General features: G+C 42.3%; 29 protein-coding genes. 15 read left to right on the top strand and 14 right to left on the bottom strand.

Features of this window, described 5'->3' with window-relative positions; genetic code table 11:
• Positions 1-75: 75 nt before the first annotated feature.
• The 4 genes from M3P07_RS08560 to M3P07_RS08545 form a co-directional block, all read right to left on the bottom strand.
• Positions 76-1,089, bottom strand: a complete 1,014-nt coding sequence (locus M3P07_RS08560; protein ID WP_249969490.1) for an aspartate-semialdehyde dehydrogenase — start codon at positions 1,087-1,089, stop codon at positions 76-78.
• A 190-nt stretch (positions 1,090-1,279) separates the two neighbouring features.
• Positions 1,280-1,681, bottom strand: coding sequence for a large conductance mechanosensitive channel protein MscL (gene mscL / locus M3P07_RS08555; RefSeq protein ID WP_249969489.1), 402 nt, complete (start codon positions 1,679-1,681; stop codon positions 1,280-1,282).
• A 77-nt stretch (positions 1,682-1,758) separates the two neighbouring features.
• A complete protein-coding gene (gene alr / locus M3P07_RS08550) occupies positions 1,759-2,868 on the bottom strand; it encodes an alanine racemase (RefSeq protein ID WP_249969488.1) in 1,110 nt (369 codons plus the stop codon).
• A complete protein-coding gene (locus M3P07_RS08545; RefSeq protein ID WP_249969487.1) occupies positions 2,861-3,505 on the bottom strand; it encodes a thymidine kinase in 645 nt (214 codons plus the stop codon). Before M3P07_RS08545 ends, alr begins: the two co-directional genes overlap by 8 nt.
• Before the next feature lie 159 nt (positions 3,506-3,664).
• Here M3P07_RS08545 and M3P07_RS08540 point away from each other — a divergent pair, with 159 nt between their 5' ends.
• The 8 genes from M3P07_RS08540 to M3P07_RS08505 all read left to right on the top strand — a co-directional run bounded on the left by M3P07_RS08540 (position 3,665) and on the right by M3P07_RS08505 (position 8,500).
• Entirely contained in the window at positions 3,665-4,339 is a 675-nt protein-coding gene (locus tag M3P07_RS08540) for a hypothetical protein (protein ID WP_249969486.1), read from the top strand.
• A 61-nt stretch (positions 4,340-4,400) separates the two neighbouring features.
• A complete protein-coding gene (locus M3P07_RS08535) occupies positions 4,401-4,757 on the top strand; it encodes a DoxX family protein (RefSeq protein WP_249969485.1) in 357 nt (118 codons plus the stop codon).
• A 9-nt stretch (positions 4,758-4,766) separates the two neighbouring features.
• A complete protein-coding gene (rsmI, locus tag M3P07_RS08530; protein WP_249969484.1) occupies positions 4,767-5,438 on the top strand; it encodes a 16S rRNA (cytidine(1402)-2'-O)-methyltransferase in 672 nt (223 codons plus the stop codon).
• Between the two features lie 51 nt (positions 5,439-5,489).
• On the top strand, positions 5,490-6,557 hold the full coding sequence (locus M3P07_RS08525) for a helix-turn-helix domain-containing protein (RefSeq protein ID WP_249969483.1): 1,068 nt from the start codon (positions 5,490-5,492) through the stop codon (positions 6,555-6,557).
• A 77-nt stretch (positions 6,558-6,634) separates the two neighbouring features.
• Complete coding sequence (locus M3P07_RS08520; RefSeq protein WP_249969482.1) at positions 6,635-6,985, top strand: hypothetical protein; 351 nt, start codon at positions 6,635-6,637, stop codon at positions 6,983-6,985.
• A 9-nt stretch (positions 6,986-6,994) separates the two neighbouring features.
• Entirely contained in the window at positions 6,995-7,345 is a 351-nt protein-coding gene (locus M3P07_RS08515) for an SPW repeat domain-containing protein (protein ID WP_249969481.1), read from the top strand.
• 26 nt (positions 7,346-7,371) lie between these two features.
• Positions 7,372-7,845, top strand: a complete 474-nt coding sequence (locus M3P07_RS08510) for a YHS domain-containing (seleno)protein (RefSeq protein WP_249969480.1) — start codon at positions 7,372-7,374, stop codon at positions 7,843-7,845.
• 79 nt (positions 7,846-7,924) lie between these two features.
• A complete protein-coding gene (locus M3P07_RS08505) occupies positions 7,925-8,500 on the top strand; it encodes a uracil-DNA glycosylase family protein (RefSeq protein ID WP_249969479.1) in 576 nt (191 codons plus the stop codon).
• A 221-nt stretch (positions 8,501-8,721) separates the two neighbouring features.
• On the opposite strand, the gene M3P07_RS08500 is transcribed toward M3P07_RS08505, so the two are convergent.
• A complete protein-coding gene (locus M3P07_RS08500; RefSeq protein ID WP_249969478.1) occupies positions 8,722-9,306 on the bottom strand; it encodes a Crp/Fnr family transcriptional regulator in 585 nt (194 codons plus the stop codon).
• Positions 9,307-9,508: 202 nt separating this feature from the next.
• On the opposite strand from M3P07_RS08500, the gene M3P07_RS08495 reads away from it, so the two are divergent.
• On the top strand, positions 9,509-10,273 hold the full coding sequence (locus M3P07_RS08495; protein ID WP_249969477.1) for a hypothetical protein: 765 nt from the start codon (positions 9,509-9,511) through the stop codon (positions 10,271-10,273).
• Positions 10,274-10,390: 117 nt separating this feature from the next.
• On the opposite strand, the gene M3P07_RS08490 is transcribed toward M3P07_RS08495, so the two are convergent.
• Entirely contained in the window at positions 10,391-10,669 is a 279-nt protein-coding gene (locus M3P07_RS08490; protein WP_249969476.1) for a hypothetical protein, read from the bottom strand.
• Between the two features lie 380 nt (positions 10,670-11,049).
• On the opposite strand from M3P07_RS08490, the gene M3P07_RS08485 reads away from it, so the two are divergent.
• Positions 11,050-11,703, top strand: a complete 654-nt coding sequence (locus M3P07_RS08485) for a hypothetical protein (RefSeq protein WP_249969475.1) — start codon at positions 11,050-11,052, stop codon at positions 11,701-11,703.
• Positions 11,704-11,874: 171 nt separating this feature from the next.
• Here the strand turns inward: M3P07_RS08485 and M3P07_RS08480 are convergent, their stop codons facing one another.
• Positions 11,875-12,441: a DinB family protein gene (locus tag M3P07_RS08480; protein WP_249969474.1), complete on the bottom strand. Its 567-nt coding sequence runs from the start codon at positions 12,439-12,441 to the stop codon at positions 11,875-11,877.
• 422 nt (positions 12,442-12,863) lie between these two features.
• Complete coding sequence (locus tag M3P07_RS08475) at positions 12,864-13,466, bottom strand: carboxymuconolactone decarboxylase family protein (protein ID WP_249969473.1); 603 nt, start codon at positions 13,464-13,466, stop codon at positions 12,864-12,866.
• A gap of 55 nt (positions 13,467-13,521) precedes the next feature.
• On the opposite strand from M3P07_RS08475, the gene M3P07_RS08470 reads away from it, so the two are divergent.
• The 3 genes from M3P07_RS08470 (at position 13,522) to recJ (ending at position 16,112) form a co-directional block, all read left to right on the top strand.
• Complete coding sequence (locus M3P07_RS08470) at positions 13,522-13,944, top strand: OsmC family protein (protein WP_249969472.1); 423 nt, start codon at positions 13,522-13,524, stop codon at positions 13,942-13,944.
• An 88-nt stretch (positions 13,945-14,032) separates the two neighbouring features.
• Entirely contained in the window at positions 14,033-14,386 is a 354-nt protein-coding gene (locus tag M3P07_RS08465; protein WP_249969471.1) for a four helix bundle protein, read from the top strand.
• Positions 14,387-14,423: 37 nt separating this feature from the next.
• Positions 14,424-16,112, top strand: a complete 1,689-nt coding sequence (gene recJ / locus M3P07_RS08460; RefSeq protein ID WP_249969470.1) for a single-stranded-DNA-specific exonuclease RecJ — start codon at positions 14,424-14,426, stop codon at positions 16,110-16,112.
• 25 nt (positions 16,113-16,137) lie between these two features.
• Here the strand turns inward: recJ and M3P07_RS08455 are convergent, their stop codons facing one another.
• Positions 16,138-17,010, bottom strand: a complete 873-nt coding sequence (locus tag M3P07_RS08455; RefSeq protein WP_249969469.1) for a 3-keto-disaccharide hydrolase — start codon at positions 17,008-17,010, stop codon at positions 16,138-16,140.
• Between the two features lie 78 nt (positions 17,011-17,088).
• Between M3P07_RS08455 and M3P07_RS08450 the strand changes: the two genes are divergently transcribed.
• A complete protein-coding gene (locus M3P07_RS08450) occupies positions 17,089-18,345 on the top strand; it encodes an MFS transporter (RefSeq protein ID WP_249969468.1) in 1,257 nt (418 codons plus the stop codon).
• On the opposite strand, the gene M3P07_RS08445 is transcribed toward M3P07_RS08450, so the two are convergent.
• From M3P07_RS08445 to M3P07_RS08425, 5 genes are all read right to left on the bottom strand, one after another.
• A complete protein-coding gene (locus M3P07_RS08445) occupies positions 18,346-19,113 on the bottom strand; it encodes a UDP-2,3-diacylglucosamine diphosphatase (RefSeq protein WP_249969467.1) in 768 nt (255 codons plus the stop codon).
• Between the two features lie 35 nt (positions 19,114-19,148).
• Complete coding sequence (locus tag M3P07_RS08440; protein WP_249969466.1) at positions 19,149-19,577, bottom strand: DUF3592 domain-containing protein; 429 nt, start codon at positions 19,575-19,577, stop codon at positions 19,149-19,151.
• A gap of 122 nt (positions 19,578-19,699) precedes the next feature.
• Positions 19,700-20,467, bottom strand: coding sequence for an enoyl-CoA hydratase/isomerase family protein (locus tag M3P07_RS08435; protein WP_249969465.1), 768 nt, complete (start codon positions 20,465-20,467; stop codon positions 19,700-19,702).
• A gap of 80 nt (positions 20,468-20,547) precedes the next feature.
• The gene (locus M3P07_RS08430) at positions 20,548-21,882 is read right to left on the bottom strand and encodes an MATE family efflux transporter (protein WP_249969464.1); all 1,335 of its coding nucleotides are present in this window, start codon (positions 21,880-21,882) and stop codon (positions 20,548-20,550) included.
• A gap of 12 nt (positions 21,883-21,894) precedes the next feature.
• On the bottom strand, positions 21,895-22,395 hold the full coding sequence (locus tag M3P07_RS08425; RefSeq protein WP_249969463.1) for a GNAT family N-acetyltransferase: 501 nt from the start codon (positions 22,393-22,395) through the stop codon (positions 21,895-21,897).
• Positions 22,396-22,448: 53 nt separating this feature from the next.
• Here M3P07_RS08425 and M3P07_RS08420 point away from each other — a divergent pair, with 53 nt between their 5' ends.
• Positions 22,449-23,246: a universal stress protein gene (locus M3P07_RS08420; protein ID WP_249969462.1), complete on the top strand. Its 798-nt coding sequence runs from the start codon at positions 22,449-22,451 to the stop codon at positions 23,244-23,246.
• Positions 23,247-23,373 lie beyond the last annotated feature (127 nt).

Below are 23,373 nucleotides of genomic sequence, written 5' to 3'. Positions count from 1 at the left end.
CAGATTGATGACGATAAAAATACGCAAATCCGTACTTCCCTTAAAAGAATGCCATAAAGGGCCTAAACCCAAGTTTTAGGAAACAGCCTCAGAGGTATTGGCCACCAAATTGTTTTGTACCAAATATTCCGCAATTTGAACCGCATTGGTCGCAGCCCCTTTTCTAAGGTTGTCGGAGACAATCCACATATTTAGGGTGTTGCGCTGCGTTTCATCCCGTCTGATCCTGCCCACAAACACATCGTCTTTGTCGTGCGCGTAGATGGGCATGGGATAGGAATTGGTTTCTGGGTTATCTTGGACCACAATGCCTGGGGTTTCGCTGAGTAGTTTTCTTACTTCGGATAGGTCAAAATCCTCATGAAACTCCACGTTTACCGATTCCGAATGTCCCCCTGCAGTTGGAATACGCACGGCAGTAGCGGTAACGGAAAAGGTTCTATCGTCCATTATTTTTTGAGGTTCCCGGGCCAACTTCATCTCTTCTTTGGTATATCCGTTTTCCAAGAAAACATCGCAATGTGGAAGGGCGTTTCTACTGATGGGATATGGGTAGGCCATCTCGCCTTCCACTCCATTGATTTCGTTTTCCAATTGCTGAACAGCTTTAACACCAGTTCCTGAAACAGATTGATAGGTGGACACGACCACCCGTTTCATTTTATATTTTTTGTGCAATGGGTTCAAAGCCATCACCATTTGAATGGTAGAGCAGTTGGGATTGGCTATGATTTTGTCCTCTGCGGTAAGCTCGTTGGCATTGATTTCCGGAACCACCAATTTTTTGTCAGGATCCATACGCCAAGCCGAGGAATTGTCGATGACCGTGGTACCTACTTGAGCAAATTTTGGAGCCCATTCCAGGGAAGTTCCACCTCCAGCCGAGAAGATGGCGATATCAGGTTGGGCGGCCACAGCATCATCCAAACCGATCACGGTATACTCCTCGCCCTTATAGCTCAATTTTTTGCCTACAGAACGCTCAGAGGCTACCAACAATAATTCCGAAATAGGGAAATTGCGCTCGGCCAATACTTTCAACATTACTTCGCCGACCATTCCGGTGGCTCCCACAACTGCTACTTTCATTTTTGATAAAATTTTAAGGAACAAATTTAGGACAGAATCCGTTCTAAACAAGCATTTTGGCAAAGACCAATTAAAAAATAACAAAATGTTGTAAATAAAACAACCGTCAAGCTGTTTGCGATTCAACTTGACGGCTTAATGATTACAACAGTGGTGTAGCGGTCGTCCGGAAATTCCAGACAACGATTTTTTATTTCTTCAGCGCATCCCGGATTTCGATGAGCAGTTCTTCCGTGGTTGGGCCTTTTGGTGCCTCCGGAGCCGGTTCTTCTTTCTTCTTCATCTTGTTGACGCCCTTTACAATCATAAACATCACAAAAGCCACAATGATAAAGTCGATTACATTGGTAGCAAACTCTCCAATAAGAATTGCAACTTCTCCAACAACTTCACCTGCATCATTAGCTGTACCTTCTTGGATTATCCATTTTACATCCTTAAAGTCTGCATTGAACAGCAAACCGATCAATGGTGATACAATTCCGCCTGTAAAAGAGGCCACTACTTTGTTAAAGGCGGCACCCATAACGAAACCTACGGCAATATCCACCAGGTTTCCTTTCATGGCAAAATCCTTAAATTCTTTCAACATAATTTTATAGTTTAAGAGGTTAATTAAGTTACAATGTAACCAAAAAAGAGGGTTTCTGCCAATTTAGAACGCAAGATTTAGGGGTTGATAATGACCCGTTTAACCCTAGGCGAAATGGCTGTCAATATTTCATAGGAAATGGTTTGGGCAGAAGAAGCGAATGCTTCCGCAGAACGGTTAGGGCCAAAAACCAACACCTCATCTCCTTCCTTGCAATCAATCCCTGAAATGTCAACCATGATCATGTCCATACACACATTACCAATAATGGGCGCTTTTTCACCTTTGATCAGCACATGTGATTTTCCATTTCCGTAGTGTCGTCCAATCCCATCCGCATGGCCTAAGGGTAGGGTAGCTGTTGTTATAAATCCTTCGGATTTAAATGCCCGATTGTACCCTACGCTTTCGTTGGGTTCAATACGATGAATTTGGGAAATAACGGTTTTTAGACTAGCAACAGGTTTCAGGTTTTGATCCACTTTTTCTTCATTGCCATATCCGTACAAACCAATACCACTTCGAACCATCTCAAACTGAGCTTCCGGATAGTTTACGATTCCCGAAGTGTTGAGCATATGTCTAAATGGAGTATATCCCAATTTGCCGTTAAGGTTCTCGCAAATTTTTTGGAACGTTTGAATCTGCCTTTGGCTAAACTCCTTTTCTTTAGGGTCCTCCGAGGCCGCCAAATGTGAAAAAACCGAGACCACTTTTATTTCGTTTAGCTTCTTAAGCTGCTCCACTATAAAATCCACATCGTTCTCCCAAAACCCCAATCGATTCAACCCCGTATTAAATTTGATATGAATGGGATATTCCCGGATTCCTGCACTTTCAGCAAACTTTAAAAAATCCTTTAGGATTCTTGGGGAATATATACTTGGTTCCAGGTGGTGCTTGATCAAGCGATCAAAATTTATGGGCTGTGGATGAAATACCAAAATGGGAATCGAAATCCCGGCATCCCTTAACAGCACCCCTTCATTTACATAGGCCACTGCTAAATAATCTGCGCCCAAACTTTCCAGTTTTTTGGCAATAGTGACTATGTCACTTCCGTAGGCAAATGCCTTTACAACACCCAAAAATTTGGTTTCGGCAGCTATTTTGGATTTTAAAAACCTGAAATTATGCTCTAGTGCGCCCAGGTCTATTTCCAAGGTGGTTTCACCAACTTTACCCATTGGCGGTCTTCTTTTTGGGATTCACCTCCTCGGCTTCCACGTCCATTTGGCTCACTTTTTCTTTGAGCATGGCCTTGTAAAAAGCCGCTCTGCTCAAAGGCTCATATTCCCCGGTCTCCCCCAACAAAACCAGATTTTCATCATTGGTTTTTCTAAAGCTATAGTTGGCCAAATTTCCGGTTCGGGTGCATACGGCGTGTACCTTGGTCACGTATTCTGCCGTTGCCATTAGCGCGGGCATGGGTCCAAATGGATTGCCTTTAAAGTCCATGTCCAGGCCGGCCACCACCACACGGATTCCCCGGTTGGCCAAATCGTTGCATACGGTCACGATTTCATCATCAAAAAATTGGGCCTCGTCAATTCCCACAACATCGCAACCATCGGCCAATAAGCGGATGTTCGCGGCAGCGGGCACAGGGGTAGAGCGGATTTCATTGGCGTCGTGAGAGACCACCATGTCTTCATCATATCGGGTGTCCACAATTGGCTTGAAGATTTCTACCTTTTGCTTTGCAAATTGGGCACGGCGTAAGCGACGGATGAGTTCTTCGGTCTTTCCAGAAAACATGGAACCGCAGATGACTTCTATCCATCCAAATTGTTCTTTAGGGTTGACCGTATTTTCGAGAAACATACCGTACTTTTAAACGAAATTGGGAAGTTTTTTCGTTTTATTCAAGGAAACACAAAAGTACTTATTAAAATATGCCCAAGTGCTGAGGAAAAATTTTAACCTTTTGTTCGTAAGGACATAAATAAAATCAGATTAAATTTATAGTAAAGATTTGTAGCGATGATAAGGAAATTAAGGGAAGATTTGATAAAGTTGTCCACGGACATCATCACCTCAAGAGAGGATAAGGAGCTTACCGAGTTGTATGATAAAGCCAAGGAAATTTACGAGAAGTTGGCGGTATTGCGCTTTATAGATGAAAAGCTAAGCGATATTGAGGTTGACGCCTCTAAAAATGTAATTGCCACCCGCTTCGAGAAAATGGCTAACATGGTGCTCAGCGGGAATATTGCAGTACCGGAAAGCAATCCACATGAGGAGGACATTATAACCAGAGGGATGGAGACCATTAAGGGCATGGTTTCAGAAATGCCCTCGGATACAGCGGTGGAACACGTGTTTACAGAGTTTGTTGCCAAGCCTGAGCTGATGAAGGAGGAGAAGGAAATCCTGACTGCAAAGGACCAAGAAGGAAATGGTAAAAAATCACTGAACGATTCCTTCGTGAAAGAATTACAAATTGGACTGAACGACAAACTAGCTTTTGTAAAGCATTTGTTCAATGACAATATGGAAGATTACAAACGTGTGCTTTCCCAACTTAATACCATTAATACCGAAGAAAGATCTATTTCGTTCATCAACAATATGGTAAAGCCGGAGTACAACAACTGGGAGGGCAAGGAAGATTACGAGGCCCGGTTTATAGCGTTGATTGAGCGAAGGTTCGCATAAAAATCCATTTTCCAATTACTTTTTTTATTTTTAGGAAGACTTCAATCCTAAAAATCCTCCTATGAAATTTAAAAAGATTGCCTTTTGGTTGTCAACTGCTTTGTTGACAGCGTTCATGCTTTTTTCGGTTTACAATTATTTTTTCAATCATGAAACCATTGCCGGATTTTTTGAGGCCATGGGATATCCTACTTACGTAATTTATCCATTAGCCATTGCCAAGCTGTTGGGTCTTTTGGCTATCTGGGGCAACTTCTCGAAGTGGTTGAAAGAATGGGCTTATGCTGGATTTTTCTTCAACTTTACCCTAGCCTTTTTTGCACATTACATGATAAGTGATGGACAACAGATGGGAGCTGCCATGGCACTGATTTTTCTTTTAATATCTTATTTCACCGGAAAGCAAGTAAGGCCTTAACTTTGGCCTATGGGAAAATTATTTTTGGTTCCTACCCCTATTGGAAATTTGGATGACATCACCCTCAGGGCCATCAAGGTGTTGAAAGAGGTAGATGTGATTCTGGCTGAGGACACCCGAACCAGCGGGAAGTTACTCAAGCATTATGAAATTAATACCCCATTGCAGAGTCATCATATGCACAATGAGCATAAACAGGTAGAATCCTTGGTTACAAAACTAAAGGGTGAAACCCAAATGGCGTTGATTTCGGATGCGGGTACCCCAGCTATTTCCGATCCTGGATTTTTGTTGACACGGGCCTGTGTTGAAAATGAAATTGAGGTAGAATGTTTGCCAGGTGCTACGGCCTTTGTTCCCGCTTTGGTGAACAGCGGTTTGCCCAACGACCGATTTGTTTTTGAAGGCTTCCTCCCTGTAAAAAAGGGTAGGCAAACCCGATTGAAACTCTTGGCAGAAGAATCGAGGACCATGGTATTTTACGAATCCCCCCATAAACTGGTAAAGACATTGACCCACTTCCTTGAATACTTCGGAAGTGAAAGACCTGTTTCAGTTTCTCGAGAGCTGACCAAAATGTACGAAGAAACTATCCGCGGAAGTCTTGAAGAGGTGTTGGAGCACTTCACTGCCAAGCCCCCTAAAGGTGAGCTGGTTGTGGTTGTGGGCGGAAAGAAATAAGGAAAGGGTTAGTGTTTTTTTGCGACCAAAAGTGGGCGACAACTAGCCAACATGGTCCAAAAACTAATTCCCGAAATAAACAAGGTATATTTTACCAACCAGTATACCCTATTCCATATTTTATCCGGTTCCGGTAGCATTCAGGTTGACTTTAAAAACTATACCAACTGGCAGGACAAAGCCATCTATCTGGAAAAAGGCCAATACATAAAATTTCTTTCTGGGGATTTTGTAGTGAGAACCATAGAATTCCCCAATCAAGAAATTTTTGCGAACCAGGATGTAAGGGTGCTCTTTAAACATCTCATCTCCTTGGGATATATCAACTTTGATGAATGTGCCGAATGTCAAAAGTATCTTTCCAATACCGTTTTTGCGGAAAACACCAAAGGAATCATAGATGTTTCGTTAAAGCAATGGTACTGGCAAAATCCGTTTAACGCCAGCCAGAATGAATACCAGGTTATTTTTGACATTAAAGAGGTCGTGGATCAGGAATTTCAGAACCATCTAACCAATCAGGATTTGGTGGCTCTAATTCAAGATAATGGTTTCAATGCTCAATCTTTGGTCCGGGATAAACTGGGTATCACCATTAAAACACTCTTGGGTAACAAAAGACTTACCGAGAGTAAAAAAGACATTGCCTTCACCGAAAAGAGCATTCAAGAGGTCTCCTATGATATGGGGTTCAAGGATCCTGCTTACTTTAATCGTGTATTCAAAAAAAATACCGGTCAAAGCCCATCCGACTTTAGGGAACAGTTTGATTACTACAGAAAAGATACGTTCATAGAAGACCTTACCCACCTCTTGCACCTTCACCACAAAGAAGAAAGGTCTTTAGGGTTTTACGCGGACAAGATGCACCTTTCCGTCAAGGCCCTTTCCAAAAAGACAAGGGACAAAATGAACGATTCCTTGGGGAGATTAATTCGAAATGAACTGATCAACAGTTCCAAAAAATTGCTGGTCGAAGGAGAATCCATAAAGGAAGTTTCACTTCAACTGGGCTTTGAGGAACCCAACCACTTCTCCACCTTCTTTAAACTTCACACCGGACTCAATCCATCCGAATTCAAAAACCAAAAAGTACAAGTAAATGCGCCTTTTTTGTAGCTCCTAGGGACGTTTATCGCCAGACATTTGCCATGTAATTACAACTTAAAATTTTGTTTAATACTAAAACATAGCAAATGGATATTAAAACCTTAGCTGCCGAAATGGACAGCATTGTTGCACAAGGTGCAATTGTTGAAGCTGTGGAGAAGTTCTTTGCGGATGATGCAAATACTTCGGACTACAATCAGGTGACCACCACCGGCAAAGCACAAATGGTGGAGAAGATGAAGGGTTTTGCGGATGCTATTGCCCAAGTTAATGGCATAACGCACCACAGGACCATCGTAGACGGAAACGTTACTGCATCAGAATTTACTTTTGACTTTTTGATGAAGGACGACAGCTCAATTTACTGGCATGAGATCATTCGAAGAATTTGGAATGACGAAGGCCAGGTAATCGAGGAAGAATACTTTAACGCTTAAATCACCATTATGAATCTCAGGTTTATCACGCCCACGCTTCATGGTGTGGCCGATTATACGGCCGGATTGGGATTGATGGTAGTTCCGTTTATCATTGGTTTGGGCGCCTCTTCGGAAATTGCAGTCTGGTTTTCAGTACTTACTGGAGTAGCCGTATTTGCTGCCAGCTTGCTGACCGATTACAAACTGAGTGCCTATAGACTTATCCCTTTTCAAGGGCATTTGGCGATAGACCTTGTGGTGGCCGTGACCTTTATGCTGGCACCCTTTATGTTCGGTTTTTCCGGCTTGGATGCTGCCTATTATTGGTTCAACGCAACAGTGGTCTTTTTAGTGGTCTCGCTTAGTGCGAGCAATTAATTCAAAACAATTCAAAAACAAAAACAATGAAAATTCTAAAAAACATCTCATTACTAATGCTTGCAATGGTTACGGTTAACACGGCCGTTGCACAAGACAAAAAATCAAACAACATTGACAACAGCAACATCGCCCTTCAAGGGTACAGTCCGGTCTCCTATTTGGATTTGGGGATCGCGCAAAAGGGACTTAAAGAGTTTAAGTCGGAACACGAAAAGGTGGTTTATTACTTCACCACGGCGGATCAGAAAAAGAAGTTCGATAGCAACCCAAGCAAATATTTGCCACAATACGGAGGGTACTGCGCCTTTGGAGTATATGCAGGTGCCAAGTTTAGACCAGACCCCAACAAGTTTATTGTAAAGGATGGGAAGTACTTTTTGTACCTCTACAATATTGAGTTGGATGCCCAACAATTGTGGCTTGCCGAAAACAACCATGGCAAATTGGTAAATAAGGCCAATGCAAACTGGAACAAACTAAAGAGTACGTACAACTAGTTTTTCATGATGTGTTGATGGGAAATACCCTGACAAAATTGTTGGGGTGTTTCTCTTTTTTGGTAAATTTTGGAGACTTATGAAAGCATTGCTACAGGACATTAGAAACTGCGAAATCTGTAAATCCCACCTCCCTTTGGGGCCGAGGCCCATTGTTGCTGCGCACCCCAATGCCAAAATATTGATTATTGGCCATGCCCCGGGTACCAAAGTGCATGCAACGGGAATTCCCTGGGATGATCCAAGTGGCAAACAACTTCGAAAATGGATGGGTGTTACCGATGAAACTTTTTATGATGCAACCCAAATAGCCCAAATGCCCATGGGCTTCTGTTATCCCGGAAAGGGAAAATCAGGGGACTTACCCCCACGACTCGAATGTGCTCCTCAATGGCACCAACAGCTTTTGGATAAGATGCCCAACTTAAAGTTGACCATTTTAATCGGGCAACACTCCCAACGGTATTATTTGGGTAACCGGATGGAAAAAAATTTGACCGAAACCGTTAGAAATTATAACAACTACGCACCTGAATATTTTGTATTGCCACATCCATCTCCCAGAAACCGATTTTGGTTGAGCAAGAACCCTTGGTTTGAATCGGAGGTTATCCCAAAATTTCAGGAACAGATAGCAAAGCAGCTAAATTCATAGGTCGTCACTTCGAGTTAAATTCTTGGCTACTGAGCGAAGCCGAAGTAACAAGAATTTAGTATCGAGAAGTCATTTGAGTCAACAACTTCCTTGTTTTCGATACATCCCGGAACATGCTTCGACTTCGCTCAGCATCCGTTCGTGACACTCAAACTGACGGAAGCTTTCTTTAGGTCGTCACTTCGAGTTTCCCGAAGCAAGTTCGGGAAGTATCGAGAAGTTCAATAGGAAGTACACGACCGCAACCGACTAAAAGTCTCCGGTTTCATGTTGAGGTAGGAGGCCAAATATTTTTGTGGAATCACCTTCAACTCATCCGGACAGCGTTGCATAAAGGTTTTATAACGCTGCTCCGCCGAAAGTGTCAAAAGTTCCACTTCCCGATGCAATCGCCCAAACAGAATATTTTGAAAAAACTGATGTCCCCAAATGTAAAACTCCTGATGTTTTTCAAACAAGCATTGGTAATCTTCATAGGAAATGGCCAACATTTTTGAAGGTTTCAAGGCTTCCAGAAACGTATCCGATGCTTGTTTTTTGATAAACGAATCAAACGCTCCCGACGGACTTCCCGAATATGAAAAGCCCAAAACCACCTTTTCTCCTTTTTCGTTCAAAATGTAGATGGCTTGTACCCCTTCCAAAACAAAATAGAAATAGCGCTCAATATTACCAGCTTCGGTGATGAGGTCGTATTGGTTAAACGTCTTTTCCGACCAGAGGGATTTAAACTGATTTTCTTCTTGCTCGGTCAGCGTGACCTGTGGGAAAAATGCCTTTAGGCGAAGAAAAGTTTCATCATCCATACAAGAAGAAATTTACGTTAAAAATAATCCAAAATATTTCTTGTCCTTCCTCTTTGAAACTAGTCAGGATTGACCATTTATAAACCCAATGGATCCATCCATAAGTTAGTGTTGGCTTTTTCAACCCCAAACCTATAACTTAAATGTCAGTGGTTGAGCCAATTGCCAACCACTGAAAACTCGATAACCAAAAAATAGCCTTATGAAATTACAGTCAAGATTACTCCTTGCTTTCAGTTTTGTTTTATGTATCAATTTCCAAGCGTTTGCTCAAGATGGGAATGCTCCAGCCAAACTTCTTAAAACATGGTATGCGGTAAAAGTTGGAGAGCCGGAAGGAGGCGAGATGTTTCCCACCAAAAACAAAGAAATATTAACGATTAACGCGGATGGAACAATGAATATCAGCGATAGTGGTTTTGATATAAGTGCGAATTGGGAATATCTTAAAGAATCTGAAGCACTTAAGGTTACTCCAAATTTGCAAGGGAATGAAAAAGTTGTGGATCTTACCATTCGTGATTTGAATGATAATACCCTGGTTTTGGTTTCTCCGCAAAAAGCCACGGAATATGCCCTTTCTCCTCCGGATCCAAATGCTGAAAAACCTAGAACCGCCCCTTTGTACGTTAACTCCGATAGTACCATTGATGTTGCCAATTGGTCTGGAGTGCATCCTTTTAATTATAAAGTGGCCACACTTTCGGATGGGGGCACAAAGAGTGAGGAAGCCATTGGGGTATTGATCCTTTTAAAAATAGATGGCAAGAACATTGTGCGATTCAACGAAAATGGATTGACCACAGACATCAATGTGTCTGCAGGCCAAGAGATTGATGGCGAGATGCATTTTGATCTCCTCACCACTACGCCTGAATTTTCGGGAAAAATTGTATTTCGCACCGACAATAGCAGTTATTTGCTCCTTGAACAGGATAAGTCCACCGTGGAATACATGAAACAATGAAATCTATTAGGGAAAGGTGTCCACTTTAGTGGACGGAAAGGGTAAAACTATCCCTTCCGCCTCCCAACCTTGGGTTGAAAGCCCCCTTCCCTTCACTCATTTTTCATTGAACGTTGCTCATTGCTCATTGTTCAATGTCTCTTCGATTAGTTGCCAAAGCACCTTTACTTGGTACAGCGCCTCTTTTTCTTTGCAGTACAAGGGTTCGTTGGAGTCGTAGACCACCACATCGTGAACCCATTTTAGGGCTTTAACCCTGTTGGGCCCATCCAGGGCGTCTACATACTGTAATAGTTTTGCTTGTGCGGGGGTAAGTTTTGATGCGTGTTGTGCATCATCCGTTGTCATGGGCGCATTACAATGCGGGCAAGATTTGTAACCTTCTGTGTTTCGCATAAGAAAGTGATAAAAAAGTGAATAAATGAGGATAGGTCACCGCGAAACACATCAAAGCTACGCCTTGATTGGTCTAGGGACTTGCACCCATTTGCCTATCCTATTTTATCTGTTACGACACGAGAGGTTGCAGGCGTTAGAATAAAGATGTGTTTCGCAGTTTAAAGATAGGACTTAAAATAGAATGGTGGATGCAGTGCAATGGAGATATTGATCAATTCAAAAAGAGCGTCCATCAATTTGTATTGGAAATTCACCAAAAAATTCCCGAACTTCACTTATAGGTCGATATAGCTCATTAAAACGAGCAAAATCTTAAACGTTGGCAGCAACCTAGATAGACCGCATAAATATAAATAAGCATATTAATAATTGGACTAATGAGTATTCTTTCAAATCTATTCTCACAAGAAACTACAATTTCAGGAAAGCTTGACAAGATTGGATATTTTGATTTGATTACAGATACTATAAAAAAAGAGCTGATTAAGAAAAAAATTGACCTCGAATTCGATAATGATGACAATCCTTATATCGGAAAAGAATGGTTAATAATACCAAATGATTATTATATATCAAGTGTTAATGACTTGGAAGAGAACAATAATGGTTCGTCAACTTCAGATTTTAGAGCATTTGAGGTATGGGGTAGCAGTCTTTTTCAAGGAGAATTTCAAGATTACTTAAAGTCAGCAAGTGTTGTTTTCCAAAAAAATGGACTAAAGCTTGAATGGAAAGATGAGATTTTTGATGAAAACACAACAGAACGAATTCATCACAGAATTACAGTTAATGAGAAAGAATATATTATTTATTCAGGTGCGGTAAGTCGTGATTTATTAGGAAAAGTAATGTATGCCTATTTGAACTCTTTCAAAGACATCTTGAATGATGTAATACAAAGACAGAAAAGTGATTTAAAAGTCGTGATACTGACCCAGCCAGAATGTGTTATGTTTGTTTTATTGTCACCTGATAAATTAAACGGATTTAAGAAAATTATTAGTGGAACAAAAAACAAATTAGAGGAATAAAGGCAGCTGCCAACAATAAATATACGTAATGCGGGGCGATTTAGTAAATTTGAACGTTAATACTTTTAATAAACAACATAGCGGTTTGACAGTGAAGTGCCTTGAAATCCCGCACTACGCATATTTGAGCCGATAAGTGTAACTAAAAAATGCACTAACTTTTTTAGGGGATCACCCCAAAATCTCCTCAATCTGTACCATATGCCGTTCCAAATGGCAGAGTAAAAACTCAAAGCACTCAGGCAAATAAAAATTCACAATAGGGCCAATGGCCGAGTTCATCTTTACTTGGGTCACATCCTTGTTTCTACTTTTAAGAATGGCCTCTTTTAAATGCGCGTGACGCGTAAAAAAGGTTTCAAAAACAGCATCTATTTTTTCTTGGGCCAATGGGTTGTCCAACAAAGGTTCAAAACGCTTTAAGGTCTTCATTTTCCATTTTCGCTTTCCATTTTTGGGTCGTTGCCCCGCAATCACAATTTTCTGCCATGTTCTGGCCTTAAATTCGTTTGGGGCAGCATCCAAGGCGGGTATTTTGGAAAAAACTTCATCCAGTTTGGGCATATAAATGCCATATGCGATGTTCAAATGTTCAATGACCTCAACCACATTCCATGATTTTGAATGGGGCGGAGAGGTCAATTCGGCAACATCCAATGCTTGGAGCTCTTTTACCTTGCTGACCATATGGTTTAAACGCTGAATCTGGTTTTCGGAAGTGATTAGCAAGCTTGCCATAACTGTTCGTTTTTTGATATCAACAAAGTTCAGGCAAGTTGGGCCAATAAATGTTGATGCAAATCAAGAAATAGCGCTTTTAGAAATCTGAGGTCAGATTCCAGTACCAGCATTGCATTCTAACCCAAAACGTCAGTTCGAGTGATTTTTGTTGGCTGAGCGAAGTCGAAGTCAAAAAAATGCCCGCCCATCGGATCGGCAGTTATCGAGAACTGTGGTTGAATTGAAATTCTTGTTTTCGATACATCCCGGAACATGCTTCGACTATGCTTACGCTAAAGCTTCAGCGATACGCGTACGTTCAGCATCCGTTCGGGACACTCAAACTGACGAATTTCATTAAACTAGACAGGAGCTGTAATATCAAAAAGCGAAGCGGTCTGGTATCTAAAATCTAACGTCTAGTATCTCAAGTCTAACGTCTAGTATCGCGACCCGTCGTGCTTCCCTTTTTCCCATCCAATTCCTCCTAAATATTGTTCCGCACTTTCCACGGCGCCGTCCTCTATGGAAGTACCCATGGAATCGTTCCAACGGTTGAGGTATCCGAAGAGCGAGATGACTCCCAACATTTCCACAATTTCCCCTTCATTCCAATGCTCGTACAAACGTTCTTTGATATCAGCATTCACGGTATTGGGCACTTGCGAAGCTGCCAAGGAAAAGTCCAAAGCGGCCCGTTCTGCATCCGAAAAAGCGGGATGGGAGCGGTATTCCCAAATATTGTCCAACTGTTCTTGTTCAGCACCATAACGTTCCGCAGCTCTAATGGCATGGGCTTGGCAGTATCTACACCCTGTGGCGTTGCTGCTTACCCAGGCAATCATCCGTTTCAATGCCGAAGTCACCCTACCCTCATTGGCCATAACCGCTTTATTCAAGTTGATAAAGGCCTTAGAAATAGCCGGTCTGTGCTGCATGGTCAATACCGAATTGGGGCAAAAACCCAAGGTTTCATTAAAGAATTCTGCAAGCTTTTTGGTTTCTGCGTCGTGGTTCGGGTCAAGGGGGGTTACTAATGCCATAAGTGCGGTTTTTAATCGTATTTTTGAAGGCTACAAGAAACAAAAAAATGACTTCATGACAAATCATATCACTACCAAATGGTTGGGCGAAATGGCCTTCGAAAGTAACAATCCATCAGGCCATACTTTTAAAATTGATGCAGGGCCGGATGATGGCGGACAAGGAGAGGGTTTTAGACCCAAAGCGCTGATGTTATCCTCTTTAGCTGGTTGCTCCGGATTGGATGTAGCCTCCTTAATCAAAAAAATGAAATTGGAGGTGGATGATTTTCAAATTGAGACCATTGCCAATCTAACAGATGAGCATCCCAAGTACTATGACAAAGTGGTCATTGAATATCATTTTCATGGAGGCAATTTGAACGAGAAAAAATTGCAAAGGGCCATTGATCTGTCCATTGAGAAGTATTGTGGCGTTATGGAGATGTTCAGGCAATTTGCAAAGTTGGAGATTAAGCCGGTGTATCACCATAAATAAGATCAAGTTCAAACCTCAAGTTCAAGTTCAAAAAATTGTTTTACATTTAATTTCATAAAGTCAACCTCAAAATTGAATCTATGGAATTATGGTTCACGGAAAATTTGATTTAGAGGAAAGATTTGTTAGCCTAGCAGCGAACATTGCCCTTTTTTGCAAAGATTTACCTTCGGATTTTACTGGCCAGTATTATGGCAATCAATTACTTCGTTCGGGAGGAAGTGCTGCATTGAATTTTGGGGAAGCTCAAGGAACTTACACAAATAGGGATTATTGCTATAAGGCATCGTTGATTTTGAAAGAGCTAAAAGAGTCCAGGGTTAACCTAAAAATCTTGAAAAGAATAAATTATGGTTCGATGTCTGTTAAGAGTTCTCTCTTGGATGAAATCGAACAGTTGATAAAAATTACCTCCACCCTTATTCGTAATAAGACACCTTGAGCTTGAACTTAATTTTTGAACTTGAACTTACCCAAATATGCGCTGGACCCTAAAACCTACACCTGATCCCGAAACCATCGAACGCCTTTCCAATGACCTAAAGGTAGAACCATTGGTGGCACACCTTCTGGCACAAAGAGGCATTACCACCTACAACGAGGCCAAGGCATTTTTCCGTCCGGAGTTATCCCATATACATAACCCTTTTCTTATGAAGGATATGGAAAAAGCTGTGGAACGCATTGAAACCGCAATGGACAATAATGAGAACATCCTTGTCTATGGTGATTACGATGTGGACGGCACGACATCGGTGGCCCTTGTGGCTTCCTATCTATTGGAATCTTATACCAATGTTGCCACCTATATTCCTGATAGATATTCTGAAGGCTATGGAGTGTCAATTGAAGGGATAGATTTTGCCTCGGACAACGAGTTTTCTTTAATCATTGCTTTGGATTGTGGCGTGAAGGCAGTTGACCAGGTTGTATATGCAACAGGTAAAGGCATCGACTTTATTATTTGTGATCATCACCGTCCGGGAGAAGTGCTTCCCGAAGCTGTTGCAATTTTGGATCCAAAACGAGAGGATTGCGAATACCCTTATAAGGAACTTTGCGGTTGTGGAGTGGGATTTAAGCTCATTCAGGCTTTGGCATCAAAACAAGGGTTGGGCATTGAAACCTTGGTTCCTTATTTGGATTTGGTTGCCACGGCCATCGGGGCGGACATTGTTCCCATAACAGGAGAAAACAGGGTGTTGGCTTACTATGGGCTCCAAGTGATCAATCAAAATCCTAGAATTGGTTTTAAGGCCATTATTGAACATGTCAAAAAGAAAAATCTCACGATTACGGATGTCGTTTTTATTATAGCCCCTAGGATCAATGCTGCCGGAAGGATGAAACACGGACAACATGCCGTAAACCTTTTAATGGAATCCGATTTGGGTACCGCGCAGGCGTTTGCCCAAGAAATTGAGCAGTACAATGCGGACCGAAAGAGTATGGATAAACTGATTACGGAAGAAGCCTTGGCCCAAATTCAGGAGAAGGGAGAGGAAGATAGGTTTACCTCTGTGGTGTACAAAGAGAATTGGCATAAGGGCGTGATTGGGATTGTTGCCTCCCGCCTAACAGAGACCTACTATAGACCTACCCTGGTATTTACCAAAAGTGGGGATAAATTGGCAGCTTCGGCCCGTTCCGTTAAAGGATTTGATGTGTACAATGCCCTCGAAGCATGCTCAGACCATTTGGAGCAGTTTGGGGGCCACAAATATGCGGCTGGTCTCACTTTGCTCGAGGATCAGTACGAAGCATTTAAGGAGCAATTTGAACAGGTGGTGGCAAGCTCAATAAATCCAAGCCTGTTAACTCCGGAAATCTCCATTGATGCCCCAATGAAACTAGAACAAATCAACCCAAAATTGATGCGTATTCTTAAACAATTTGCCCCGTTTGGGCCGGGAAATATGACACCGATTTTTATGTCCGAAAAGCTGAAGGATACGGGTTATGGCCGAGGGGTGGGCGAAGGAGAAAAACACCTTAAACTCTCCATTGCACAAAGGGGAGTAAAACCTATTGGTGCCATTGGTTTCAATCTGGGCCCCAAATGGGATAAGATCAAAGCCCAAAACACTTTTGATGCCGTTTTTTCCTTGGATGAAAATGAATGGAACGGACAAATCAACTTGCAATTGAAGCTTAGGGATATAAAATAACGGTTCTCTTGTAGCTGAAGAAAGGCTATTCGTAGATGCAAGCTTTTGGGTCGTTCTTTATATAGTACGATTTATAATTTTTGGCCTTTTCATCCTTGCACCCACATAAATCCAAAACCTCGATGGATTTGAATTCGGTATCATGACTTTCTCCTTGAATGGCAATATAGCCTTCGGTAATTGGTGTGCCGTCTTTAAAAAGTTCTTTGTTTAAACCATCTAAATGGCCTCCAATTATTGGGTTTGTGTATGTGATTACAGTATCACCTTCAACAATATGATGAACAATTGAATCTCCTAACACTAAAGCTTCGATATTGACCCATTTTTCCCTGGGAAATGTAGCTCCCTTGGTTTTTGGGATACAGTGATTTTCCACAAGTTTTCCTTCCATGTGCACATGACAACCTGGTGTACATAGATTTCCAGTGGGGCGCTCACCTTCATCTTTTCCCGCCAAAAGCTGAAACTCAAAAGACATTGGAAAAGATTGATCCAAAGTCATGGTTTTCGGATCTTGGCAGTGCAACATGAATCCGTTGTTGGCAAAGGCCCAACCAGGTCCGCCCTCCACTTGTTCCCCGACCATTCTATATTTGGCTTTTAGCTTGTAATAGGAAAACTTCTTTTTATAGAATAGATGGGCAAATTTGCTGTCAAAAGAATCATATTCCTGATAGGTGACCATAAGGATGCTATCCCTTACCCTAAAGGTGTTATTGTGATTTTCTCCCAAGGCAAATCCTTTTACTTTTGGAGTCCATCCCTTCAAATCTTTACCATTAAAAAGAGAGATCCATTCCTCGTTGGATGCATCAGGATTTTTTTTGGAGTCACAACTCAAAAACAAAAAGCCAGCGCAAACAATAGTGAAAAAAGGAATAATCAGTGTTTTCATGGGCGATTTTTATTTAATGGTATGAATCTATAAAAAGATTCTATCATAACGGTACCTTTGAACTTTTAAAAGCCATTTATGGACCCATATGCGGCGCTCCGATTTAAAGAATTCAACATTTTTTTGGTGGTGCGGTTCGCTATGGTATTTGCATGGTCCATGCAGTTCATAGTAATCGAGTGGCAAGTGTACTCGTTGACCAAGGACCCATTGTCCTTGGGAATCATAGGTTTAATGGAGATAATTCCGGCTGTTTGCATGGCACTCTTTGCGGGGCATTATGTGGACCAATCCGAAAAGAGGAACCTCTTGATCAAATGTATCATCGGATTTTCGGTGGTCAGTTTGGGATTATTTGTGATCAGTGACCCTACCTTGGAAACCACGCTTTCCCCAAATACAATCTTGTACAGTATTTACGCCCTTGTTTTTCTAGGAGGATTGGTACGGGCCTTTATTGGACCCACGGTTTTTTCTTTGATAGCATTGATTGTTCCCAAGAAAATATATCCAAACGCTGCAACCTGGAGCAGTTCTACTTGGCAATTAGCCTCTGTAATGGGTCCAGCCCTTGCAGGGTTCAGTATTGGCTGGATTGGGGTGCATTGGTCCATGTGCGTAATTTTTGGGTTTTCCATGATGGCTTTGGCGTTTTTGCTCAAGATTGGTAGAAAGCCGATTTTAAATCCCAAAATTGGGGAGCCTGTACTTCAAAGTTTAAAGGATGGGCTAAGGTTCGTGTACAATAGCAAAGCTATTTTTGGGGCCTTGACTTTGGATATGGTAGCCGTCCTCTTTGGTGGAGCCGTGGCCTTATTGCCAATTTACGCCCAGGATATTTTGCAGGTAGGTTCGGAAGGCTTTGGAATTCTACGTGCGGCCCCTGCGGTTGGAGCCTCTATAACCATGTTGGGCTCCACAAGGTTTCCATTGCACAAAAACGCTGGGAGTAAATTGCTATGGGCCGTATTTGCCTTTGGTATTTGTATTATCGTTTTTGGGGTGTCCACTTCCTTTTGGTTGTCCGTCGCAGCTTTGTTTTTAAGTGGAGCCGTTGACGGGGTTTCCATGATCATAAGACAAACCATTTTGCAATTGAAAACACCGGACAATATGAGAGGCCGGGTAGCTTCCGTCAACTCCATCTTTGTGGGATCATCTAACGAGTTGGGAGCTTTTGAAAGTGGATTGGCAGCTAAGGTATTGGGCACAGTGACTGCAGTTGTTTTTGGCGGTTGCATGACCATACTAACTGCGGGTACCACCGCCATTGCATCACCGAGTTTTAGAAAGTTGGACTTGTCCAGGGATGTTGAGGAGCACGGAAAGGAATGATTATTCCTCCAACTTTTCCAGCCTTAGCTTCTCGCCATCAAAAACGGCATAGGTGAAATAGGAAATCCAATCCCCAAGGTTGGTGTAAACGGACTTTTCATTCAGTTGGATTTCCATTGGGAGATGGCGGTGTCCAAAAATAAAATGATCATAGTGCTCCGTCTCCAATTTGCGCTTGGCATAAAGCACCAACCATTCTTTGTCTTCCCCTAGAAACTTGGCATCGGCATCCCCTGAGATTATTTTATTGTTTACCGATAGATGTTGGCCCAATCGAACCCCAAGGTCGGGGTGTAACCATTTAAAGAACCATTTGGCAATAGGGTTGGTAAACACTTTTTTCATTCGTTTGAAGCCTTTGTCGTCCGGTCCGAGGCCATCACCATGACCAATAAAAAATGAAGTATCGTTGATTAATAACTGTTGGGGTTTGTGGTACACCGGAATGTTCAGTTCCTCTTCAAAGTATCCGTTCATCCATAGATCGTGGTTGCCCACAAAATAGGTGATTTGGATTCCCATGTCTGAAAGTTCTGCCAATTTTCCCAGGGTTCGGGTGAATCCCTTGGGAACGACGGTCTTGTATTCAAACCAAAAATCGAAGAGGTCACCCATTAAAAAGATTGCACCCGCGTCTTGTTTGATGGAATCCAACCAGGCAACAAACTTCTTCTCCCTGGGCAGACTAGCTTTTGAAGTAGGGGCGCCCAAGTGGTTGTCACTGGCAAAATAGACCTTCTTTCCTTTTTGTAATGTTAGGTTCTTCATTTGGGTTTAAAGATAACCAATAAGTGGACGGAAATTTATTGATACGTATAAAGCAGGTAGCTGCCGCCAAGCACCAAAAGGGGAGAGGCAACCATCAACAAGATTACACTTACACGGTATAGCCCCCAGAATGTCACCGTTTTTACGACAGAACTATCCTTACGGTCATAGATGATTTTAACCTTGTCCCCCACCCGGTATGCGGGCGGACTGGAGCTGATTGGACTTTTATAGGTTTGTACCTTGTTGGAGCGATCCTTGAACTCAAAAATGGGAGTATAGGTATCCCCATCGCTATCGTAGTTGGTAAGAAGCTGGGTCACCACTGCCGTTGTCCGTATACCTTCCAAGAGCAGTTTTTGCGTTTTCTGGTATTGCTGCACGGCAACATAGGCCAGCGCAAGGCCTATAAAGAGAAAGGAAGCATATAACCATAACCACATAGTGTATTTTTTGGCTGCCATGTCGGCTATCTTTTGAACTTTCTTCTATTGCGTACCCTTGTTACGATATATACTACGATTACCAATAGCGCAACAATGGGAAAAACCAAGTCGCTATTTAAATATGATAGGATATCCATGTTCTATTTTTTAAACTTTTCCAATGCTTGTTTAGTGTTTGGGGATAAAGCCAATTCACCGGAAGCCTCCGCCCGTTCCAGAAGCAGTTTGTCCCAATGTTCGGTTCCTTCCCAAAGTACCTGCTTCATTTTTGCCAAGGCCTCGGGATTAGAGGCAGCCAATTTTTGCACATGAAACTCCAGTTCTTTATCCAATTGGGTAATGGAATCAAAAACCTTGGAATACAATCCTTTTTCCTTGGCCCAATATGCATTTTTCCATTCGGTGGGGGCCAATGCGAGTTCTGATAGCCCGGATTTTCCCATTTTACGTTCTACAACTGGAGCGATGACCAGGGGAGCAATTCCTATGGAAATCTCCGAAAGTTTAATGGAAGCGGCTTCCGATGCATAAACATAGTCACAGGCAGCGGCCAAACCAACGCCTCCGCCAACAGCTTTCCCCTGAACCCTTCCAAAAATGGGTTTAGTGCATTTACGCATAGCGTTGATCACGTTGGCAAATCCACTAAAAAATGCCTTGCCCTCTTCCAAATTGGATATCGCTACCAATTCGTCAAAAGAAGCGCCAGCGCAAAATGCACGGTCTCCTTCCGATTTGAGCACGATAAGGGCAACCTCCTTATTCAGGGATAACGTATCAAATTCCTTAGCTAACCGGGCCAAAAGTTCGGATACAAATGAATTGCTTGCCGGATGGCCAAATTCGACCCAGGCAACATTATCTTTTATGTTGGTATATAAACTTCCGTTTGCTCTTGTTGTTGTCATTGCTGATTTTGGGTTCACGGTTGACAGTTGTCTGATTCAAGGACTTTGGACCTTCCTACTTTCAACTAATCAACACTAATTTACTCGTTTTGTACCAACGGCTTGAACTTTCTGCGGAATTTCCAAACCAGGGCCAGACCACGGATGAACATCCAGACCACAAAGGCAATCCAGATGGCATAAAACTCCCAGCCTAAAAATTTCCCAAAATAGAGTGTTGGGATAAAGCCCAAGAAGGTGGCAGAAAGCAGGACGTTTCTTAGGTATTTCATTTCACCCAAGCCCTTAAAAAGTCCATCAAAAACAAATGCCAGCGTGTTCATGGGCAACCCTAGGATCACAATGAAGAAGATGCTTGAAAATGTTTGCAGAACGATAGCATCGTTGGAAAAGATTTGCCCAATGGAATTATAGAATACGAAGCCAAGCAACATGAGTACCAAGCTGACTACCATCCCATATTTGATAATTTTTTTTGCCAGCTTCCAGAGTCCTGAATAATCTTTTGCTCCCAGTAGTTTCCCACCCATACTGTTGCCAGCAGCACCGTAGCCATCAATAAAAAAGGCCGCAAACAACCAGAGATTTATAGCAATGGTGTGCGCCCCAATATAGCGGTCCCCCAACGCGGTTGCCTCCCGCACGGCCACCATTAAAGCAACATTTAGGGCAATGGCCCGGACAAATAGGTTTAGACTCATGAAAATCAACCGTTTCAATTCCTTGTTTAAGGGGAATACCAATTTTAGACTGATGTCCGTCTTTTTAAGGAGGAGGATGAAAACCAACAAGGCCATCACGGCTTGGGAAATTAGACTGGCCCAGGCAGCGCCATCCAAATACATGGCCGGGATTAATCCGTCTATGCCATAGACAAAAGCAAAATCAAGCAAGATGTTCAAGGCCGCCCCAATAATGGCAATTATCATGGGATAAAAGGTGTTTTGAAGTCCCCTGAAAATTCCGAAGATGGCAAAGGTGAACAGTGTCAATGGAAAGCCCCAGACCCGTATTGAATAATACGAGACACAGTATTCTAGGATTTTTCCCGAGGCCTCAAACAAGGAAAAAATCTCTTCGATAATAAAAATGGTGGAAACCAAGACCACGATACTCAGTAGGATGTTGAAGAATATGGCCTGGGCGGGAAGGTTTTTAACCTCGTCCAACCTTCCTGCTCCCAAGTATTGGGAAATTATGGCGGAAATGGAGCTTCGGGTCTGGCCTAAAACCCATATCAGCATGGACAAAAAAGAACCAACAATACCTGCCGCGGCCAAAGATTCGAGTCCATCCACAGGTATATTGCCCACAATGGCCGTATCCGTGATGGATAGAATAGGTTCTGCAATACCCGAAATGGTAGCGGGAATTGCTAGTTGGTTTATGGATTTTAAATTGATTATTGTAGCCAAAGTCAGTGCAAGTTACAGCACTAGTTCGTAACAATGAAAAGGATGGCTACTTTGTTTGGGATAGAAAATATCTTCAAGTTTTTCATATCCTCTTTGTTCATAAAACCTTTGATTCCGTTGGTTTTGGGAGAAGGTATCCAATCTAACGGAGGTGAAACCATTTTTTCGGGAATGGGCTTCCGCAAATTCCATGAGTCTTTGGGCATATCCTTGCCCTTGGAGCTCAGGGGCTACACAAAGCCTGTGAATATAGGTGCTGTTACCGTTGGGGACCAACCATTTGACAGGAACATATTCTTCATCCATCTTAGTGGAAACCACGATCGCCCCAATTACTTTATCATTTTTTAAGGCAACAAACAGCTCATTGCGGTCAATATCATTTAGGAAGGCCTGTTCGGAAGGGTAATGCTCGTTCCATTGGAATATGCCCATACTTTCCATTTTTAATGCACAGGCCCTGGCAATACTGAGGATATGTTCAATATCTATTATCTTTCCTTGTCTTATCATGGATTCGTTTCAATTAAATCGTAAATTTAAGCTATAATCATAACCACCAACCTATGAACAATATACTGGTACCCATTGGCACATCGCCCAACTCATCGGATACGCTTCAATATGCAATTGATTTTGCCTCCAATTTTGGGGCAAAGGTATTTGTTATGGATGTTTTTACTGTGATGTCGGCGGCCGGCAGCCTGGCTAATGTTGAGCAAAAGGTGGCACAAAGCAGTAAAGAGCGATTAAAAGAAATTATAGATTCCGTAAATACGAACTCGGTTGAAATTAAAATTGCGACCTATAATGGGGATATTGTTGATGGATTGAAGAGTATCCATAAAGAATTGGGAATCGACTTGATTATTATGGCGCCTAGGAGCAATGATATTAAAGAGGAGCTTTATTTGGGAAACACTTCGGGAAGAATTGTGAAGCAGACCAATATTCCAACTTTGTTGGTGCCCAAGGGAACAGTTTTCAAACCCGTTGGAACCATTATGACCGCCTTTGGTTCTGGAATCCTGAAAAGAAGTAGGGTTTTAAATCCATTGGTTGCCATCAAGGATAAATTCAGGTCCAACATTTCGCTACTTCTAGTAAAAAGACCAGGGTATTCGGAAGACGACCTTCAAATAAATACTGCCCTTTTGGACCTAAGCCAAAAGGTAAACATAACGGAGCAGGCCAGCACCTATTTAGGGGTATTGGAGTACTTCCAGAAAGAAGAACCGGATATGTTATGTGTGTTCCGTAGAAAGCGGGGATTCTTTAAAAAATTATGGGAAAAGAACACAGTACCCAAGTCTGAATTTTTTGTGCCCATTCCCGTATTGGTTTTGAGCGTAAAAAAAGAGTAGAGATACGCTTTCCAATTTTGAAACTTTCATAAAAAGTCTTTCCTTTGCCCTCTGCGGGGGATTAGCTCAGTTGGCTAGAGCGCTTGCCTGGCAGGCAAGAGGCCACCGGTTCGAATCCGGTATTCTC

This window comes from Flagellimonas myxillae (assembly GCF_023502235.1).
Lineage (GTDB): Bacteria > Bacteroidota > Bacteroidia > Flavobacteriales > Flavobacteriaceae > Flagellimonas > Flagellimonas myxillae.
This window is presented reverse-complemented; position numbering and strand designations above follow the sequence as displayed.

Excerpts from the sequence above, each read along its gene's own strand:
- M3P07_RS08560 (WP_249969490.1), bottom strand. The coding sequence starts at position 1,089 with ATGAAAGTAGCAGTTGTGGGAGCCACCGGAATGGTCGGCGAAGTAATG.
- mscL (WP_249969489.1), bottom strand. The coding sequence starts at position 1,681 with ATGTTGAAAGAATTTAAGGATTTTGCCATGAAAGGAAACCTGGTGGAT.
- alr (WP_249969488.1), bottom strand. The coding sequence starts at position 2,868 with ATGGGTAAAGTTGGTGAAACCACCTTGGAAATAGACCTGGGCGCACTA.
- M3P07_RS08545 (WP_249969487.1), bottom strand. The coding sequence starts at position 3,505 with ATGTTTCTCGAAAATACGGTCAACCCTAAAGAACAATTTGGATGGATA.
- M3P07_RS08540 (WP_249969486.1), top strand. The coding sequence starts at position 3,665 with ATGATAAGGAAATTAAGGGAAGATTTGATAAAGTTGTCCACGGACATC.
- M3P07_RS08535 (WP_249969485.1), top strand. The coding sequence starts at position 4,401 with ATGAAATTTAAAAAGATTGCCTTTTGGTTGTCAACTGCTTTGTTGACA.
- rsmI (WP_249969484.1), top strand. The coding sequence starts at position 4,767 with ATGGGAAAATTATTTTTGGTTCCTACCCCTATTGGAAATTTGGATGAC.
- M3P07_RS08525 (WP_249969483.1), top strand. The coding sequence starts at position 5,490 with ATGGTCCAAAAACTAATTCCCGAAATAAACAAGGTATATTTTACCAAC.
- M3P07_RS08520 (WP_249969482.1), top strand. The coding sequence starts at position 6,635 with ATGGATATTAAAACCTTAGCTGCCGAAATGGACAGCATTGTTGCACAA.
- M3P07_RS08515 (WP_249969481.1), top strand. The coding sequence starts at position 6,995 with ATGAATCTCAGGTTTATCACGCCCACGCTTCATGGTGTGGCCGATTAT.
- M3P07_RS08510 (WP_249969480.1), top strand. The coding sequence starts at position 7,372 with ATGAAAATTCTAAAAAACATCTCATTACTAATGCTTGCAATGGTTACG.
- M3P07_RS08505 (WP_249969479.1), top strand. The coding sequence starts at position 7,925 with ATGAAAGCATTGCTACAGGACATTAGAAACTGCGAAATCTGTAAATCC.
- M3P07_RS08500 (WP_249969478.1), bottom strand. The coding sequence starts at position 9,306 with ATGGATGATGAAACTTTTCTTCGCCTAAAGGCATTTTTCCCACAGGTC.
- M3P07_RS08495 (WP_249969477.1), top strand. The coding sequence starts at position 9,509 with ATGAAATTACAGTCAAGATTACTCCTTGCTTTCAGTTTTGTTTTATGT.
- M3P07_RS08490 (WP_249969476.1), bottom strand. The coding sequence starts at position 10,669 with ATGCGAAACACAGAAGGTTACAAATCTTGCCCGCATTGTAATGCGCCC.
- M3P07_RS08485 (WP_249969475.1), top strand. The coding sequence starts at position 11,050 with ATGAGTATTCTTTCAAATCTATTCTCACAAGAAACTACAATTTCAGGA.
- M3P07_RS08480 (WP_249969474.1), bottom strand. The coding sequence starts at position 12,441 with ATGGCAAGCTTGCTAATCACTTCCGAAAACCAGATTCAGCGTTTAAAC.
- M3P07_RS08475 (WP_249969473.1), bottom strand. The coding sequence starts at position 13,466 with ATGGCATTAGTAACCCCCCTTGACCCGAACCACGACGCAGAAACCAAA.
- M3P07_RS08470 (WP_249969472.1), top strand. The coding sequence starts at position 13,522 with ATGACAAATCATATCACTACCAAATGGTTGGGCGAAATGGCCTTCGAA.
- M3P07_RS08465 (WP_249969471.1), top strand. The coding sequence starts at position 14,033 with ATGGTTCACGGAAAATTTGATTTAGAGGAAAGATTTGTTAGCCTAGCA.
- recJ (WP_249969470.1), top strand. The coding sequence starts at position 14,424 with ATGCGCTGGACCCTAAAACCTACACCTGATCCCGAAACCATCGAACGC.
- M3P07_RS08455 (WP_249969469.1), bottom strand. The coding sequence starts at position 17,010 with ATGAAAACACTGATTATTCCTTTTTTCACTATTGTTTGCGCTGGCTTT.
- M3P07_RS08450 (WP_249969468.1), top strand. The coding sequence starts at position 17,089 with ATGGACCCATATGCGGCGCTCCGATTTAAAGAATTCAACATTTTTTTG.
- M3P07_RS08445 (WP_249969467.1), bottom strand. The coding sequence starts at position 19,113 with ATGAAGAACCTAACATTACAAAAAGGAAAGAAGGTCTATTTTGCCAGT.
- M3P07_RS08440 (WP_249969466.1), bottom strand. The coding sequence starts at position 19,577 with ATGGCAGCCAAAAAATACACTATGTGGTTATGGTTATATGCTTCCTTT.
- M3P07_RS08435 (WP_249969465.1), bottom strand. The coding sequence starts at position 20,467 with ATGACAACAACAAGAGCAAACGGAAGTTTATATACCAACATAAAAGAT.
- M3P07_RS08425 (WP_249969463.1), bottom strand. The coding sequence starts at position 22,395 with ATGATAAGACAAGGAAAGATAATAGATATTGAACATATCCTCAGTATT.
- M3P07_RS08420 (WP_249969462.1), top strand. The coding sequence starts at position 22,449 with ATGAACAATATACTGGTACCCATTGGCACATCGCCCAACTCATCGGAT.